The 15,079-nt window shown below is 68.7% G+C and carries 12 protein-coding genes; 4 read left to right on the top strand and 8 right to left on the bottom strand.

Going from position 1 to position 15,079, the window contains the following annotated elements:
- The first annotated feature begins 15 nt into the window (after positions 1-15).
- Both dbpA and bamE read left to right on the top strand, forming a co-directional pair.
- On the top strand, positions 16-1,386 hold the full coding sequence (gene dbpA / locus ACZ6YI_RS14045) for an ATP-dependent RNA helicase DbpA (protein ID WP_440324848.1): 1,371 nt from the start codon (positions 16-18) through the stop codon (positions 1,384-1,386).
- Between the two features lie 228 nt (positions 1,387-1,614).
- Positions 1,615-1,974 (top strand): outer membrane protein assembly factor BamE domain-containing protein, encoded by a 360-nt coding sequence (gene bamE / locus ACZ6YI_RS14040; protein ID WP_465779204.1) that lies wholly within the window; start codon positions 1,615-1,617, stop codon positions 1,972-1,974.
- A gap of 73 nt (positions 1,975-2,047) precedes the next feature.
- Here the strand turns inward: bamE and ACZ6YI_RS14035 are convergent, their stop codons facing one another.
- From ACZ6YI_RS14035 to ACZ6YI_RS14000, 8 genes are all read right to left on the bottom strand, one after another.
- Entirely contained in the window at positions 2,048-3,562 is a 1,515-nt protein-coding gene (locus ACZ6YI_RS14035) for an FAD-dependent oxidoreductase (protein ID WP_465779203.1), read from the bottom strand.
- Between the two features lie 201 nt (positions 3,563-3,763).
- A complete protein-coding gene (locus tag ACZ6YI_RS14030) occupies positions 3,764-4,990 on the bottom strand; it encodes a GGDEF domain-containing protein (protein WP_465779202.1) in 1,227 nt (408 codons plus the stop codon).
- A gap of 67 nt (positions 4,991-5,057) precedes the next feature.
- On the bottom strand, positions 5,058-6,239 hold the full coding sequence (locus tag ACZ6YI_RS14025) for a hypothetical protein (protein ID WP_465779201.1): 1,182 nt from the start codon (positions 6,237-6,239) through the stop codon (positions 5,058-5,060).
- Positions 6,236-8,572 (bottom strand): putative bifunctional diguanylate cyclase/phosphodiesterase, encoded by a 2,337-nt coding sequence (locus ACZ6YI_RS14020; RefSeq protein WP_465779200.1) that lies wholly within the window; start codon positions 8,570-8,572, stop codon positions 6,236-6,238. The genes ACZ6YI_RS14025 and ACZ6YI_RS14020 overlap by 4 nt, the downstream gene beginning before the upstream one ends.
- Before the next feature lie 7 nt (positions 8,573-8,579).
- Positions 8,580-9,224: a carboxypeptidase regulatory-like domain-containing protein gene (locus ACZ6YI_RS14015; protein ID WP_465779199.1), complete on the bottom strand. Its 645-nt coding sequence runs from the start codon at positions 9,222-9,224 to the stop codon at positions 8,580-8,582.
- 46 nt (positions 9,225-9,270) lie between these two features.
- Complete coding sequence (locus ACZ6YI_RS14010; protein WP_440328952.1) at positions 9,271-9,471, bottom strand: hypothetical protein; 201 nt, start codon at positions 9,469-9,471, stop codon at positions 9,271-9,273.
- A gap of 34 nt (positions 9,472-9,505) precedes the next feature.
- Positions 9,506-11,188, bottom strand: a complete 1,683-nt coding sequence (locus ACZ6YI_RS14005) for an ATP-binding cassette domain-containing protein (protein WP_465779198.1) — start codon at positions 11,186-11,188, stop codon at positions 9,506-9,508.
- A gap of 2 nt (positions 11,189-11,190) precedes the next feature.
- Positions 11,191-12,234 carry a phosphoenolpyruvate carboxykinase (ATP) gene (locus tag ACZ6YI_RS14000; RefSeq protein WP_465779229.1) on the bottom strand — a complete coding sequence of 348 codons (1,044 nt, stop codon included), beginning with the start codon at positions 12,232-12,234 and terminating at the stop codon, positions 11,191-11,193.
- A 114-nt stretch (positions 12,235-12,348) separates the two neighbouring features.
- On the opposite strand from ACZ6YI_RS14000, the gene ACZ6YI_RS13995 reads away from it, so the two are divergent.
- Both ACZ6YI_RS13995 and ACZ6YI_RS13990 read left to right on the top strand, forming a co-directional pair.
- Positions 12,349-13,785 (top strand): B12-binding domain-containing radical SAM protein, encoded by a 1,437-nt coding sequence (locus tag ACZ6YI_RS13995; protein ID WP_465779197.1) that lies wholly within the window; start codon positions 12,349-12,351, stop codon positions 13,783-13,785.
- Between the two features lie 2 nt (positions 13,786-13,787).
- Entirely contained in the window at positions 13,788-14,996 is a 1,209-nt protein-coding gene (locus ACZ6YI_RS13990; protein WP_465779196.1) for a nucleotidyltransferase family protein, read from the top strand.
- Positions 14,997-15,079: the final 83 nt, after the last annotated feature.

Below are 15,079 nucleotides of genomic sequence, written 5' to 3'. Positions count from 1 at the left end.
GCGAAAATCCCCCGCATGAATGCCTTCAGCCAGCTCCCCCTCTCCCCGGCCCTGCTCGCCGCCATCGAAACCATCGGCTACACCGAGATGACCCCGGTGCAGCAGGAAAGCCTGCCGCCCATCCTGGCCGGCCGCGATGTCCTGGCCGAAGCGCGCACCGGCAGCGGCAAGACCGCGGCGTTCGGCCTCGGCCTGCTGCAGCGGCTGGATCCTTCGGAGATCCGCCTGCAGGCGCTGGTGCTCTGCCCCACCCGCGAGCTTGCCGACCAGGTCGCCAAGTCGATCCGCCGCCTCGCCACAAACATCCCCAACGTGAAGCTACTCACCCTGTGCGGCGGCATGCCGCTCGGCCCGCAGCTCGCCTCGCTGGAACACGATCCGCATATCGTGGTCGGTACGCCGGGCCGCGTGCAGGAACACCTGAAGCGCGGCAGCCTGCACGGTGGCGGCATCACTACGTTCGTGCTCGATGAAGCCGACCGCATGCTCGACATGGGCTTCGAGGAAGCCATCGACGACATCATCAAGCGCATCTCGAAGCATCACCAGACGCTGCTGTTCTCCGCGACCTACCCGGATGAGATCCGCGCCGTCAGCGGCCGCGTGCAGAAGGACCCGGTGCTCGTCACCATCGACGAGCCGCACAGTGAAAACACGATCGAACAGCGCCTCGTCGAAGTGGAGCCGTCGCTGAAGACCGACGTGCTCGCGCGCATCCTCGGCCATGAAAAGCCGGAATCCGCGCTGGTGTTCTGCAACATGCGCAAGGACACCGACGAACTCGCCGCCGCGCTCGACAAGCTCGGCTTCAGCGCGCTCGCGCTGCACGGCGATCTCGACCAGCGCGACCGCGATGAAGCCCTCGTCCGCTTCGCCAACCGCAGCTGCAACGTCCTCGTCGCCACCGATGTCGCCGCACGCGGCCTCGACATCGCCGGCCTCCCGATGGTCGTGAGCTACGACGTCGCCCACGACCCCGACACCCACACCCACCGCAGCGGCCGCACCGGCCGCGCCGGCGCCAGCGGCCTCGCCATCACCCTGGCGGGCTCGCGCGAACTGAACAAGGTGCGCGCCATCGAGGAGAAGGTCGGCAAGCCTTTCGCCCGCTACCCGGCCAAGCCCGGCGACGGCCGCAAGGTGCTGAACCTCGCACCGATGAAAACCCTGGTGATCGACGCCGGCCGCAAGGACAAGCTCCGCCCCGGCGACATCCTCGGCGCACTCACCGGCGACGCCGGCCTCAACGGCAACGACATCGGCAAGATCGATGTGTATGCGACCCGCGCGTACGTCGCGATCAAGCGCGACCTTGCGAACAAGGCGCTCAACCGCCTGCGCGAAGGGAAGATCAAGGGGCGGAATTTCCGCGTTCGTTCGATCTGACGATTGAGGCAAGCAACACGGCATTTCTCAGTAGCTGGTGCATCCAGGTTGCGCTGGGCTGGAGCGTTTCGTGGGGACGACAGAGCCAGATGTATCGCTCCGTCAGGTACTTAGATGGACGCAACGGACGGAACCCTTTTCCGGAGACAAACCGTTGCTAGGGTGCGCGCGATCGACGCATAGCGTCGCTCGCGCAAACGCATCCATGGACAAAGGATCCAGTCCCCTATGAAAGTGCTTTTCTTTTCGGCCGCGATCGCGGCGGCCGCCCTCACCGGTTGTGCCACCCTCGATCACCGCACCGGTACCGAAGTGACGCAGCAGCAGCTGGACACACTGAAGACCGGCACATCTCGCCAGTCGGACGTCATCAAGATGATCGGCCATCCCTCGCAGAAAACCATGCACAAGGGAAGGGAAGTCTGGACGTACGACTTCACCCTTATCCCTGCCATGCCATGGCAAGCCAATAAGCAAGAAGCCGCCGTCTTTGAATTCGACAAGGACGGTATTCTGCTGGAGGCCTACAAGTCCGGCGGACGCCCGGGTAAGAGCGGGAACCCTATGCTCGACGCGGCCGGAATGTAACTCGCGAAAGATCGGCTCGAACTTTCTTTACAGGCGGCACGGTCGCGAGCACCCATCGCGCGCAAGCGCGCTCCTACAGTGAGGCGAGGCGCTCCGCGGCCTCGAGGGAGGCTCTGTCGCGGTTTAGCGTGGCTACGGCCAGCTCGCGGCCGTTCTTCTTGTAACGGACTTCGGCGTCCTTGTCGGCGATGGAGCCGATGACTTCGATCTCGTCCCACTCCAGTGCGTGGCCTACGTAACGGATGCTCGTGTCGTAGTGCATACTCCAGAAGAACGGCGCTTCGTTGTAGATCTCATCGAAGCCGAGCATCGCCGCGGCGGCGACCTGGCCCTGACGCTCCGCGACTACCCAGTGTTCGACCCGCTGGCGTGAATCATCCAGGCCGGGGAAGCGGGCGATGTCACCCGCTGCGTAGATATCCTCGTCGGACGTACGCATGGTGGCGTCTACCAGGACGCCCAGGTCGATCTGCAAGCCAGCTGCTTCGGCGAGCGCGAGGCGTGGGCGCACGCCCAGGCCGAGCACGACCTTCGCGGCCTTCACCTGCGTGCCGTCATCCAGCGTGACCGCACCATCGACGTAACCGGTCGCTTTCTTCCCAAGGTGGAAGATCACCCCGTGCTCTTCGTGCAGCGTGCGAATCATCGAACCGAGCTGTTCGCCGAGCACGCGCTTGAGTGGCACCGCATCCGGGCCGATGACATGCACCTCCACCTTGCGCTCGCGCAGCGATGCCGCGACTTCCATGCCGATGAAGCTGCTGCCAAGGACCGCGACCGGACCGCCACCTTCGATGGCAGCGATGATCGCCTGCGCGTCCTGCATCGTGCGCACCGTATAAACGCTGGGATCATCGAAGCCCGGGCCGTCCGGACGAATCGGGTCCGCGCCGGTGCACAGCAACAGCGTGTCGTAATCGAGGCGCTCGCCGGAATCCAGGGTCACCGTGCAATGCTCGGCGTTGACGTGGTCCACCGTCGTATCGAGTCGTAGCGTGATCCGCTGGTCTTCGTAGAACGCCTTGTCCTTCAGCGGCATCCACTCGGGTTGCGCCGTGCCGGCGAGGTAGTCCTTGGAGACGTTCGGCCGGTCGTACGGCGCGTCGACATCGTCGCTGATCAGTGTGATCGACCCATCGAAGCCAAGGTCACGCAGGCGTTGCGCGGCGGCGAAGCCTGCGGCGCCCCCGCCGATGATGACGATGTTGCGGTCCGGGGTATCGGTCGGCTCCGCCGGCTCTGGCGCGGGCAGCTTTTCCGTGATGAAGACCTTGCCGTCGCGTTCGTCGACGCGCCAGCGATCCACCGGCGCCAGCGCGGGCGCGCGCAGGGCGCGGCCGGTGGCCAGGTCGAAGCAGGCGTGGTGCAAAGGGCAGTGCACGGTGTCGCCCACGCGCAGCCCCTCACCCAGCGCGCCGCCGTAATGGCTGCAGGTGCCGGTGATCGCGGCGAAGCCGCCGGCCGTGCGCGCCACGATGACCACGTCATCGCCGACATGCCCCGCCAGCACGCCGTCGGCGGGTACGGACGCGGCCGGCACGCCCTGGCTGAAGTCAGGGCCGGACGGCTTCTCGGCGGCATCGGACATGGCGGGCTCCTTGGGGCGCGGGGACGCTCGAAGCGGCTGGTGTCTTTAAAAAGACGGCGCCGCCGAGTCTGGACGTTCCGGGGCGCCGGGGATTGAAGGAATCCTGTGTGGAGGATGCCGGGGTTCGCGTGTGGGAATCGTTAGGGACCGGGCCGGGCGGCCATCGCGCGCAAGCGCGCTCCCACAAGGGCTGCACGCCTGTCAGAGGACCACGCAGGTGTTGCGGCCGGCGCGTTTGGCGGCGTAGAGGGCGCGGTCCGCGCGGTCGAAGGCGGTGGCGGCGGTTTCGTTCGGGGCGAACCGGGTCAGGCCGCCGGACATCGTGACCTTCACCGGCTTCTGGCTGGCGTGGAAGGCCAGCGCCTCGACCGTGGCGCAGAGCTCGCGCGCGATCGCGTGCGCGTCGTCGGCGGTATAGCCGGCGAACACCACGGCGAACTCCTCGCCGCCGTAGCGGGCGACAAACGCGCGGCCGTCCAATGTTTTGGAAAGCGCGTTGCCGACGATGCGCAGCACGGCATCGCCCGCCGCGTGGCCGAAGCTGTCGTTGATCGTCTTGAAGTGGTCGATGTCGAAGGCGCCGATGCAGGCGACGGCCCTGCCCTCGCGCAGCTCGGCTTCCAGTTCGGCCATGCGCCGTTCGTAGGCGAGGCGATTGGGCAGGCCGGTCAGTGGATCGGTGAGCGCCAGTTCGTGTTCGCGGCGCAGTGAATCCTGCAGCGACGTCGCCTGGGTCTCCAGTTCCTCGACCCGATCGCGCATGCGCTCGGCGCGCTCGCGATATGACGTCATGCGCGCATCCTCGCGCTCGCGGTAATCGCGGAAGTGCTGGTCGATCACCGCAAGCCGCGCCGTGACCTGCTCACGCAGGGCCGTGACGTCGCTGGCTTCAAGGGTTTGCTCGGCGAGCTGGCGCATCTCTTCGCTGACCTGTTCGCCGAGAACCCGCCCCGGATCGCTCCCGGCGGTGGCGTCCTCGAGTTCGGCGACCAGGTAGCGGGTCATGTCACCCAGGCGGCCGCTGACTTCGGCCAGCAGGTTTTGCAGCTTGGCGACGTCGGCGCGGAGTGCGGCGATCGCCTCGGCGTCTTCGGGTGCATGCACCACCGCCGCTGGGATCGGATCCGTGCTGTCTGCGGCCGCCGGCACGTCATGCACCGCCTCGACGATGCGCGGCTCCAGCGCCGCGACGGCCTCGGCCAGGCCATCCAGCAGCGGTTCCAGCGCCTCGGGCGCACACGACTGGCGCAGCCCTTCACCCAGCTGGTCGAGCAGGCGGTCGGCGGCATCGCTCTGGCCGCGGGCCAGCGCGGAGAGGCGCAGGACCAGCCGGCGCAGGCTCTCCTCGATGGCGCGGAAGTCGCGCTCGTCGCGCTCCATCCGCTCCAGGGCGAGGTTGTATTTGCGCTCCCAGATGTCCAGCTCCACGCGATGCCCCAGGTTGAACGGTGTGGCGCGGGCAGACTCCCGCAGGGCCACGATAGACGGTGTGCGGTCAGTACAACAACCGCGCCAGCAACTGCACCTGGTTACCCCGCTCGCGCGGCCCCAGGCCAAAATCGGTGCGCTCCGCGCGGGTGGCGTCCACGTGCAGCCATTCGGCACTCAGCCTTAGCCAGTCGAGCGGGCGCCAGTTCAGCGCGGCGGTGAGCGCATGGCCGCGCTCGCCGTCGGGCCAGGTGCGGAAGGTTTCATAGCGCAGCGTCGGCCGCCAGGCGCCACGGTTCCATCCGGCCAGCAGGAAACCGGCCTGGTAACGCATGCGGAAGCAGCCGCCCGGCGGACAGATGGTCGTGTCGCCGTCCATGCCCTGGGCGATCCAGGTCACGGGGCCGGTCTCGGCCTGCGCGCCCAGCGACCAGAAGCGCGTACGCCAGGCATAGATGCGCTCATCGCCATCGTAGAGGCGGTACGCGGAGGGATCGGCACGGTTGTCGTAGCGCAGCGCGCGCAGTTCCACGCCCTGCGCCGATTTCCAGCCCGCATCGGCGTACCAGCCGGTACGGCCCCCGATCGACTGGAACGGAGCGTAGCTTTCCCTGTGGCCTTCCTCGGCTGGCTCGGGCAGCTCGCCGCCCACGCCGACGGTCACGTCGCTCAGCGACCAGCCACGCTTCGCGAGCACGCGCCCGGCGACATCGTTGTGGCGGAAAAGCCCGCCGCCGAAGGTTGCCGTGCCGCTGTCACCGCGCCATTCCTCGCGGATATCGGCGCCGATGCCGCGGATCTCCTCGCCCACCCAGCTGTTCAATGCGGAAGGCGTGATCGTCCAGGGGCTCGTCCAGCCGATGCCATCGTTTTCCAGGGAAATGGGCAGGAAGTAGATACCGCCCTTCAACGCGAGACGCCACGCGCTCAGCGAGAGCGGGCGATAGCGGAGGTACGCCTCGGGCACCTGCCAGTCGTTCCGGTCGGTGCGCTGGACCTGTACATCCGCAAGCGCGAACAGGGCGGGCGTGAGTTGCGCCGTGGCGACCACGCCCGCCGCACCGAAGCGCAGGCCATGGGCATCGTCACCGTAGCGCGTGCGGCCCGTGCCGCCGTTGATGAAGCTCGTATCGTCGGGGGCATCGACCAGCCGCGCATCGGCGAACGCATGCAGCTTCACCTCCTGCGCGGCGGCGAAGGATGGGGCGAGGCTGGCGATGGCGAACGTGAACAGCAGGCGCCGCGTCACGCCCCACCCGGACCCCGCGCACCGAGGCGCGCCACGAAGGAAGCGAAATCCATCGGGCGGCCGACGTGGTATCCCTGCACATGGTCGCATCCCGCCGAAGCGAGGAAGGCCATGCTGTCCGCGTCCTCGACCCCTTCCGCGGTCACCTGGTAACCCAGGCGATGGCCGAGCTCCACCAGCGAACGCACGATGGTCCGGTCGGTGGGGTCGGTGGCGAGGTGCTGGACGAACATCTTGTCGATCTTCAGTTCACGGACGGGAAGGCGGCGCAGGTAGGCGAACGAGGTCTGGCCCACGCCAAAGTCATCGATCGCCATCTCAATACCCATATCGGCGAGCCGGCGGAGGACTTGAAGGGCCGCTTCGGGTTCGCCGATCACCGCGCTCTCGGTCACTTCCAGGGCGATCGCCGCGGGCGGGACAGCGTGCGCGTGGAGCAGCTCGGCCACCCGGTCCGGCAAGGCAGGATCCCCGATATCGCGGGCGCTCAGGTTCAGCGAGACCTTGATGGCATGCCCCGCGTGGATCAGCTCCGCCGCACGGGCGATGCCATGGGCGAGCACCCAGCGGGTCAGCCGGCCGATGTTGCCGGTCTCTTCCGCGACGGTGATGAACAGCTCGGGCGGCACCATCCCACGGCCGGGGCGGTGCCAGCGGATCAGGGCCTCGGCAGCGTCCACCGTGTCATCGGCCAGGCGCAGCTTCGGCTGGAACCACAGTTCCAGGGCATCGGCATCGATCGCCGCGCGCAGTTCGCTCATCAGCGACAGGCGCTCGGGGCGGTGCGGGTCGGATTGCGGGTCGTACACATCCACCCCACGGGTGGAACGCAGCGCGGCGAACTCGGCCACCTCGGCACGCCGCAGCAGCGGCGCGGCGCGTTCCCCGTGCGCGGGTGCGAGCGCGATGCCGACCGCTGGCCCCATGTCCATGCTGACATCCGCTTCCTGGTACGGCTGGCCCAGCGCGTCGACCATGCGGAACGCGGCGGCGATCGCTTCGGCGCGATCCGCACCCCGCAACCACACCGCGAACTGGGTATCGGTGGCGCGGCCGACGAAGTGCTGGCCGGCCACGTGGCACAGGCGCTCGCCCGCATCACGCATCAACCGGTCCGCCAGCGCGTGGCCGACGGTCTTCACGATATCCGGCAGGCGGGTCACGCCGACGATCAGCAAGGCGCCCGCCTGGCCGGGCGCGGCCGCGAGATCGCCGTCAATCGCGTCTTCCGCCGCGGCGCGGTTGGGCAGGCCGGTCACTTCGTCGTGCAGCGCCTGGTGGCGGATGCGCAGCTCGCGTTCGCGGACCGCATCGCCCATCGTGCGGAAGGCCGTCGCGAGCTCGCCGATCTCGTCGCGCCGACGCACTTCAGGGGCATCGTGGTAGTCGCCACCCGCGATGCGGCGCGCGGACGCAGCGAGCGCTTCCACCGGACGCGATACGCCACGCGCCACCAGCCAGGCCACGAGCAACCCGGCGCCGAGCGCCAGCAGGAACAGCGCCAGCCACGCATTCCACACCGGCTGGAACGGGTGCAGCGCGTCGTCGAGCGAGTAACCCAGCACCGCGTACACGGCGCTGCCGCCGCGTGGCTGGGTCAGCGGTTGCGCGAGCACGAGGAACTCGCGCCCGGCGATGCTCGCAAGACTTGGCTGCGACGGCAGGTGCGTGCCCGGGCCCTGGTACTGCGCGGTCAGTTCGGAATGCGAGGTGCCGCGCGCGATCACCGCGTAGCCGTCGTGCACCGGCGTGGCGAGTTCCACGTCGCGCGGCAACGCCGAGAGCTGCTGCATGTGTGCGATGAGCGCGTCGTCCACGGGAATGCTCGCGACCACCAGGCCGACCGGCTGCGGCGCATAGATCGGCACCACCACGATCCATGACGCCTTGCCATCCGCGACGGCGATCGCCGCGGTGCGTTCGTCATACGCACGTGCGAGCAGGTCGGGCCATGCGAACGGCTTGCCCTCGTCGGTGCCCGCCGTATCGACCTGCACGCTGCCATCAAGGTGGAGCAGCTGCATGCGTGCGGCGCCCACGCGGCGGCCATGGTTGCGCAACACCGAGAGGATCGTGTCGCGGTCGCTCGCCGCGATCGCCGAGCGCAGGCCGTAATCGAGCGACATGATCTGCACGCCGCTGGCGACGCTGGCCGAGAGGTCGTTCATCTGCGCCACGAACGCACGGGCATTCGCGGACAGCTGGCGGCCGCCTTCCTGCACGAGTTCGCCGCGCGCGACGGTGTAGCCGAGCACGGCCGTGACGCCCTGCACGAAGATGAGGGTGACGACGAAGAACAGTGCCAGCCGCGTGCGGAAACCGGGTACCCGCATGGGCGGATCAGTAACCGATGTGTTCGCGATCCATCGGCCCGCGCGGGTTCGGCAGGAGCGCGAGCACGAAGCGCACGGTCGCACCGGTACCCTCGGCCACCGTCACGCCCTGGATCGGCAACGTGACGCCCGGGCGCAGCTGCGGATGCCACGCGTGCGCCTTGTATTGCCCGGATGCTACGCCATCGATGCTGGCCCTGCCCTTCGCGTCGGTCACCGCCATCTCCTGGTCCTTCGTGACGTAGAGGTACGTGAGCATGTAGTCGTGGATGTTGCAGCCGACCGCCGCGTTGCCGGCGTTCTTCATCACCAGCGGGGTCGAGCTTTCCCCCGGCGCGAGCATGTATTCGAACTTCTCGAGCGCCGAAAACGAGTAGACGTGGTGGCGCGTGATGTCGCTGTTACGGAACACGACGCTATCGCCCACGCGGAGCGCAGTGACGTAGGGGATGAAGGTCTCGTCCTTCTGGTCGACGTAGCGCGTCTCCGCCGCGGGCGTGCGCGTGGGCGTACCCGGGTTCGGCGCGAGCGTGACGACCGCATCGGGGATCGGCTTGCCGGCGGGATCGACGACCTCGATGGCGACGCGGCCCGCAAGCGCGGGGGCGGACGTGAGCATGGATAGCGTCGCGACGGCGAGCAGGCAGCGCATAAGGATCCCCCTGGTGACGGGGCCCTAGCCTAGCCCAGTTGGCGGTTCAACCTCTAACGGGGCGCAGCATGCGGCAGATGCCCGCGATGGGACGTGAAGGGCCGCACGGATCGCTGTGCCACGGATCCGGCCGGTGTCGTACCGCCACGCTGTCGAACGATGGCTGGCCAAGGCCGCCGGCGCTGCCGCAGGCCATGGCCAGCGCCATGCCCGCGAAAAGGATGCTGATCGTGCGCCTGGCTGCCATGTGGGCGGTCCCCCCGCTGTCGTCGCCACCGACGTTAGGCCGGCCGGCGTGAAGGAACAATAGTCCGAATGGGAGGGATGGCCTCGACATTCGCCCGGTCCCCGACGACCCGCACGTGCACGTCCGCCAGCGCGGCCACGGCATCCCGGTGCGAGACCACCACGATCACGCTATCCGGCAGGCTGGCCCGCACGCCACGCAGCACCGCCAGCTCGGCCGTCGCATCAAGCGCGCTGGTGGCTTCGTCCAGCACCGCAAGCACCGGCCGGCGCAGGATCACCTGGGCCAGCATCAGCCGTTGCAGCTCGCCGCCCGAGAGGCGGCTGGACTCACCGTGCACGGCGAGGTCGAGGCCTTCCGGTGCCGCCTCGATGCGCGGCGCGAGGCCCACGCTGCGCAACACCTCGCGCAGGGTCTCGTCGGAGGCCTCGGGGCCCGCCCAGGCGAGCACCTCGCGCACGCGACGCTGCCAGGGGCGCACGCCCTGGCTGACATAGGCGCCGCGCGCCACGCAGGTACGCCAGGCATCGTAGGTGAGCGGCACGCCATCACGGCTGGCCATGAACAGGTCCGGCCGCGCCATGCCAGCCAATGCGTCGACGAGGCTGCTCTTGCCGATCCCGGAGTCCCCGCTGACCAGCACCAACTCGCCCGGCCGCAGCACCAGCCCTTCAAGGAGAATGCCTTCACGCGGCGGCTTCACGCGCATGCGCTCGATCACGACGTCACCCAACCCGTCGTGCGCAGCGGGCGGCGGCGCGCTGTTTTCCATCGCCATGTAGCGCTGCCACAGCGCCAGCGCAGGCTCGGCGGAACGCAGCTGCTGGAAGCCCTGCCGGGTGGAAATCAAATACGGCAGCAGGCGACCCAGCAGCAGGCCGACGGCCACGAGGGCGGCGCCATCGATACCGTGCGAGCGATCCGCCAGCAGGAACACCACGGGGATGCCGATGGCGGCACCGAGTTCGAGCACCAGCCGGCTCGACGCCACCAGTTCGAGCTGGCGCCGGTAGCCATGGCCGAGGCGACCGGAGACATCGCCGTAACTCGCCCGCTCCGCCGCTTCCCTTCCGAACGAGCGGACATGGCGAAGGCGCCGCGGGAAGTCCTCGCTATGCCAGAAGAGATCGGTCATGTCGGCGACGTAGCGCCGGCTGACCTCGCCATGCTCTCGTCCGGTCACGCGCGACGTCAGCAGGATCGCCACCAGCAACAGCGGGATCGTGAACATCAGCACGGGCGAGATCCACAGCGCGAACGCGATACTCACCAGCGAGGTGAGCACGGCCACGGCGAGCTGCTGCATCGCGCCCAGGCCCTGCACCAGCAGTTCGCTGTTGAAGGTGAGGACGTTGGCGATCTCGGCGGAACTCGCACCGGCGAGTTCCGGCAGGCTCGCGCCCAACAGGTGCGCGTGCACGTCGCCGCGCAAACGCATGGCAAGCCGCGCCACCTGCGCGGCGCCCAGCCGCGCGGATTGCCAGCGCAGCAGTGCGAAGAGGATGCCGCTCGCGGCGAACGCGGCGGCGTTGATGGTGAGGTCCGGACTCGCGAACGGTACCGCGTGGCCCGGCTGCACGAGCGGCACCAGCAGTACGGCGGAAAGGCTTCCGCTGACCGCAGCACCCACGGACAGCGCGGCATACACCAGCAGCGAGATGCGTTCAGCGCGTGGCAGCAGCGCCAGCAGCCCTCGCCATGCCGATGGCCCGCGCATGTTCAGCCCACCGCTTCCTGCACGTCCAGCCAGGGCATCAGTGCCTGCAAGGTCGCGCGCGGATCCGGCCCGCGTCGCAGCACCCACGCGCCGCGGAGCAACGCGGTGTCGATGAAGCGCCGCCAGCCTGGCTGGCGGGCCGCGTAGGGCTGGTCTTCGGTGAGCCGCACGATCGCGTCATCGCGTGCCATGGGTTCGAGCAACGGCCCGTCCGTGCGCTGTGGCGACAGCAGCACGGTCGCGACGATGTCCAGCGGCTCCGCTGCCGGGCGCATCCCGCCGCCACGCAGGTCGATCTCGAACTTCTCGACACCACTGCGCCGGCGGATCCGCGGTGACGCCATGATCTGCCGGCGCGCGGGACCGTCCAGCCATGCAAGGCTGGCGTCCGTCACGTGGAGGAAGTTCGGCACGCCCGTCGCGCGCAGCCGCTTCGGTTCGACGAATACGCCATCCTCCGCGAGCACGTCATACCCGTCGAGCGCAGCCTGCAGGGTCAACGTGGATTTTCCGGCGCCGGATGGTCCGAGCAGCAGCACGCCGCGGCCCTCGCCACCAACGCACGCCGCGTGCAGCGAGACCAGGTCCTGGCCGCGCGCCGCCAGCAGGTACACCGCGAACTCGATCAGCTCGTAGCGTACGTGGTAGGCGAAGGCGAGGCGGTCTTCGGATACGGTCACCACCGCTCGCCGCTGGGCGGGCGAGACGATGACGTGGTTCGACGCATCGACGATGCCCATCACCATCCCGCCGCCCGAGGAGGTCTGCACTGGCGGCGGCTCCGAGGGACCACCGGCGCGGGCCGGCACCAGTCTCAGCTCGATGTGGAACACCGGCGGTACCGGCGCCAGGCGGTGGGCGGGCAGCCCTTCGTAGGCGGTGCCGGCGATCGCGAGCAGCGCCTCGCTGTTGCTTGCGAAGACGAACGAGGCGCCAAGCACGGGCCAGCTGCGGGCATGGGCCAGCCGCATGCGCTCCCCGAAAGGGTCGGCGAACTCGGGGGCATCGAAAGGATCGGTGTGGGCCATCGTCGCGTTCGCCGGGATAACCGCCGTAGGTGCCGGGCCCCGGCGGGAAGGTTGTGCCACCCGGCCCGGCAACCTGCCCGGGGGACCGGGGCACTCACGCCTATCCCGCATGACGCGAAAGGCGTTCACCCCATGCTGAACATCCTGGTAGGCCACTCCTACTTCCTGCGCTATGACCGCAAGCAGTGGGAGCGTGGCAAACCCTACCCGCCGCTCGCGACCCTGCAGATCGCCGCCCTGCTGCGGCGCATGGATCACGCGGTGGGTCTGTTCGACGCGATGCTCGCCGAAGGTGTCGAGGATTTCGCGCCGATCGCGCAGGCACAGCGCCCGCAGCTCGTCGTGTTCTACGAGGACAACTTCAACTTCCTCACCAAGATGTGCCTGGGCAACATGCGCGATGCGGCGTGCCGCATGATCGGCGAAGCGAAAGCCGATGGCGCGCGCGTGCTCGTCGCCGGCTCCGATGCGTCGGATCATCCCGAGGCGTTCCTCGCCGCCGGCGCCGACGCCGTGCTGACCGGTGAAGGCATCGGCGCACTGATCGAGCTGGTGAACCGGCTCGAGCGCGATCCGATCATCGATCCGGAGGCGTGGACCGAAGGCGTGGCCGGCATCGCCACGCGCTCGCCCGCCGGCACGCGGGTCACGCGCCTTGGCGTCGTCCCGCCCGATCCGCGCATCAGCGGCCTGCCCGCGTGGGACCTGGTCGACATGCCGCGCTATCGCGCGCTGTGGATGGAGCGGCACGGCTATTTCAGCCTGAACATGGCCGCCTCGCGCGGCTGCCCATTCCGCTGCAACTGGTGCGCGAAGCCGATCTGGGGCAACCACTACAACCAGCGCCCGCCGCAGGACGTCGCCGCCGAGATGACCTACCTGAAGCAGACGTACGCGCCGGACCATATCTGGATGGCCGACGACATCTTCGGCTTCCACATCGACTGGGTCAGCGCGTTCGCCGCCGAAGTGCAGGCATCCGATGGCTCGGTACCTTTCATGATCCAAACGCGCGCGGATCTCTCCAGCGAACGCATGGCCACCGCGCTCGCCACGGCCGGTTGCGTCGAAGCGTGGATCGGTGCGGAAAGCGGCAGCCAGCGCGTGCTCGATCGCATGACCAAGGGCACGAAGGTGCCGGACCTCATCGCCGCGCGGCAGCGGCTGGGTGCGCATGGCATTCGCGTCGGCTTCTTCATCCAGCTCGGGTACCTGGGCGAGGAACTTGATGACCTGCTCGCTACGCGCACGCTGGTGCAGGCGGCCAGCCCCGACGATATCGGCGTGAGCGTGTCGTATCCCCTGCCCGGCACGAAGTTCTTTGAAGAAGTCCGCGCGCAGCTCGGCCGGAAGACCCATTGGGACGATAGCGGCGACCTGGCGATGATGTTCCAGGGGGCGTACGACACGACTTTCTACCGTGAAGTGCGCGACCTGCTGCACCGGGAGGTTACCGACCCGGGCCAGGTCCTCGATGAGGACTGGGCCGAACTGCTCGCGCGCGAGCATCTGCACCGCAACGCCGAACCCACGCCTGCCGCGTGGGCGCGCCGCGCCACCGGGGCATGAGCATGCTGCCGCCCCTGCCGGTACTGAAGCGCGGCCTGGCCCTCACCACCGAGGCGCTGGCCAACGAACTCGCGCTGGGTCGTTCCGGTACCGCGCAGCCCGCGTGGAGTGAGCTGGAATGGCGTCTCGCCGGTGCCGCCGCGGTCGCACACGGCGTATCGCCGTTGCTTGCCGGATTCTCCACCTGGGCACCGGAAGGCTGGCAGGATTTCCTCGCCACGCAGCGCGAGCACGTGGAAGTCCGCCAGCAGCGCATCGCCGCGTTGCTAACGCGCATCGACGCCGGCGCGCGACGCATGGCTTTGCCGCTGGTCGCGCTGAAGGGCTCGGCACTTCACGGGCTCGGTATCTACGTGGCCGGCGAACGGCCAATGGCCGATATCGACCTGCTGGTACGGCCGCGCGATGCGCACGTCGTGAAGTCGCTGCTCGAAGAACTGGGCTACGACGAGTCGTTCCGCCAGTGGAAGCACAGCGTGTTCAAGCCGCGCGATGGTCTTGCCGTGCGTGGCCTGGGTGAACATCGCGATACGCCGGTGAACATCGAAGTACACACGCGCATCCAGGAACGCCTGCCGGTGCGCACCGTCGATATCACCGAACGCATCTGGCCCGCGGAAGCGCAGCCCGGCATCAACCCGTATCCCTCGCGTGGCGCGCTCATGGCCCACCTGCTGCTGCATGCCGCCGGCAACGTACGCGGCCGCAGCCTGCGCCTGCTCCACCTGCACGACATCGCCCAGCTCGCCACGCGCATGCCGCGCGATGAATGGGCCACGCTGTGGGAAGGCGATGAAGCCCCCTGGTGGGCATGGCCACCGCTGCGCCTCGCCGCCCGCTACTTCCCGGGCACCGTGCCGCGTGGCGTGCTCGACCAGCTCCGCCGCGACTGCCCCCGCCTGCTCCGCACCGCGGCGCAACGCCAGACCCTGACCAGCGTCTCCTGCTCACGGCTATGGCTGAACCTCTTGCCCGGCGCGGAGTGGTCACGCACGCCCGCCGACCTCACCCGCCTGCTCATCAACCGCGTACGGCCCACGCAGGAAAGCCGCGAGGAACGCGCCGACATGCTGCGTACCCAGGTATGGCTGCAAGGGCAGACATGGGTACGCCGCAACCACCTCACCCGCCTCATCACCGGCCTGACCCGGCCCGTACCGCGCATGGATACGCTCTACGTCGTCCGCGCCGCGCTAGGCGAGCTGGCGTAACTCAAGGTCCACGCAACCTTTGTGGGAGCGCGCTTGCGCGCGATAGCCTTTTGCCCCACCGCGCAGGCCCTGCAGCTCTTCGG

It is taken from the genome of Luteibacter sp. NPDC104163 (genome assembly GCF_055584245.1).
This window is presented reverse-complemented; position numbering and strand designations above follow the sequence as displayed.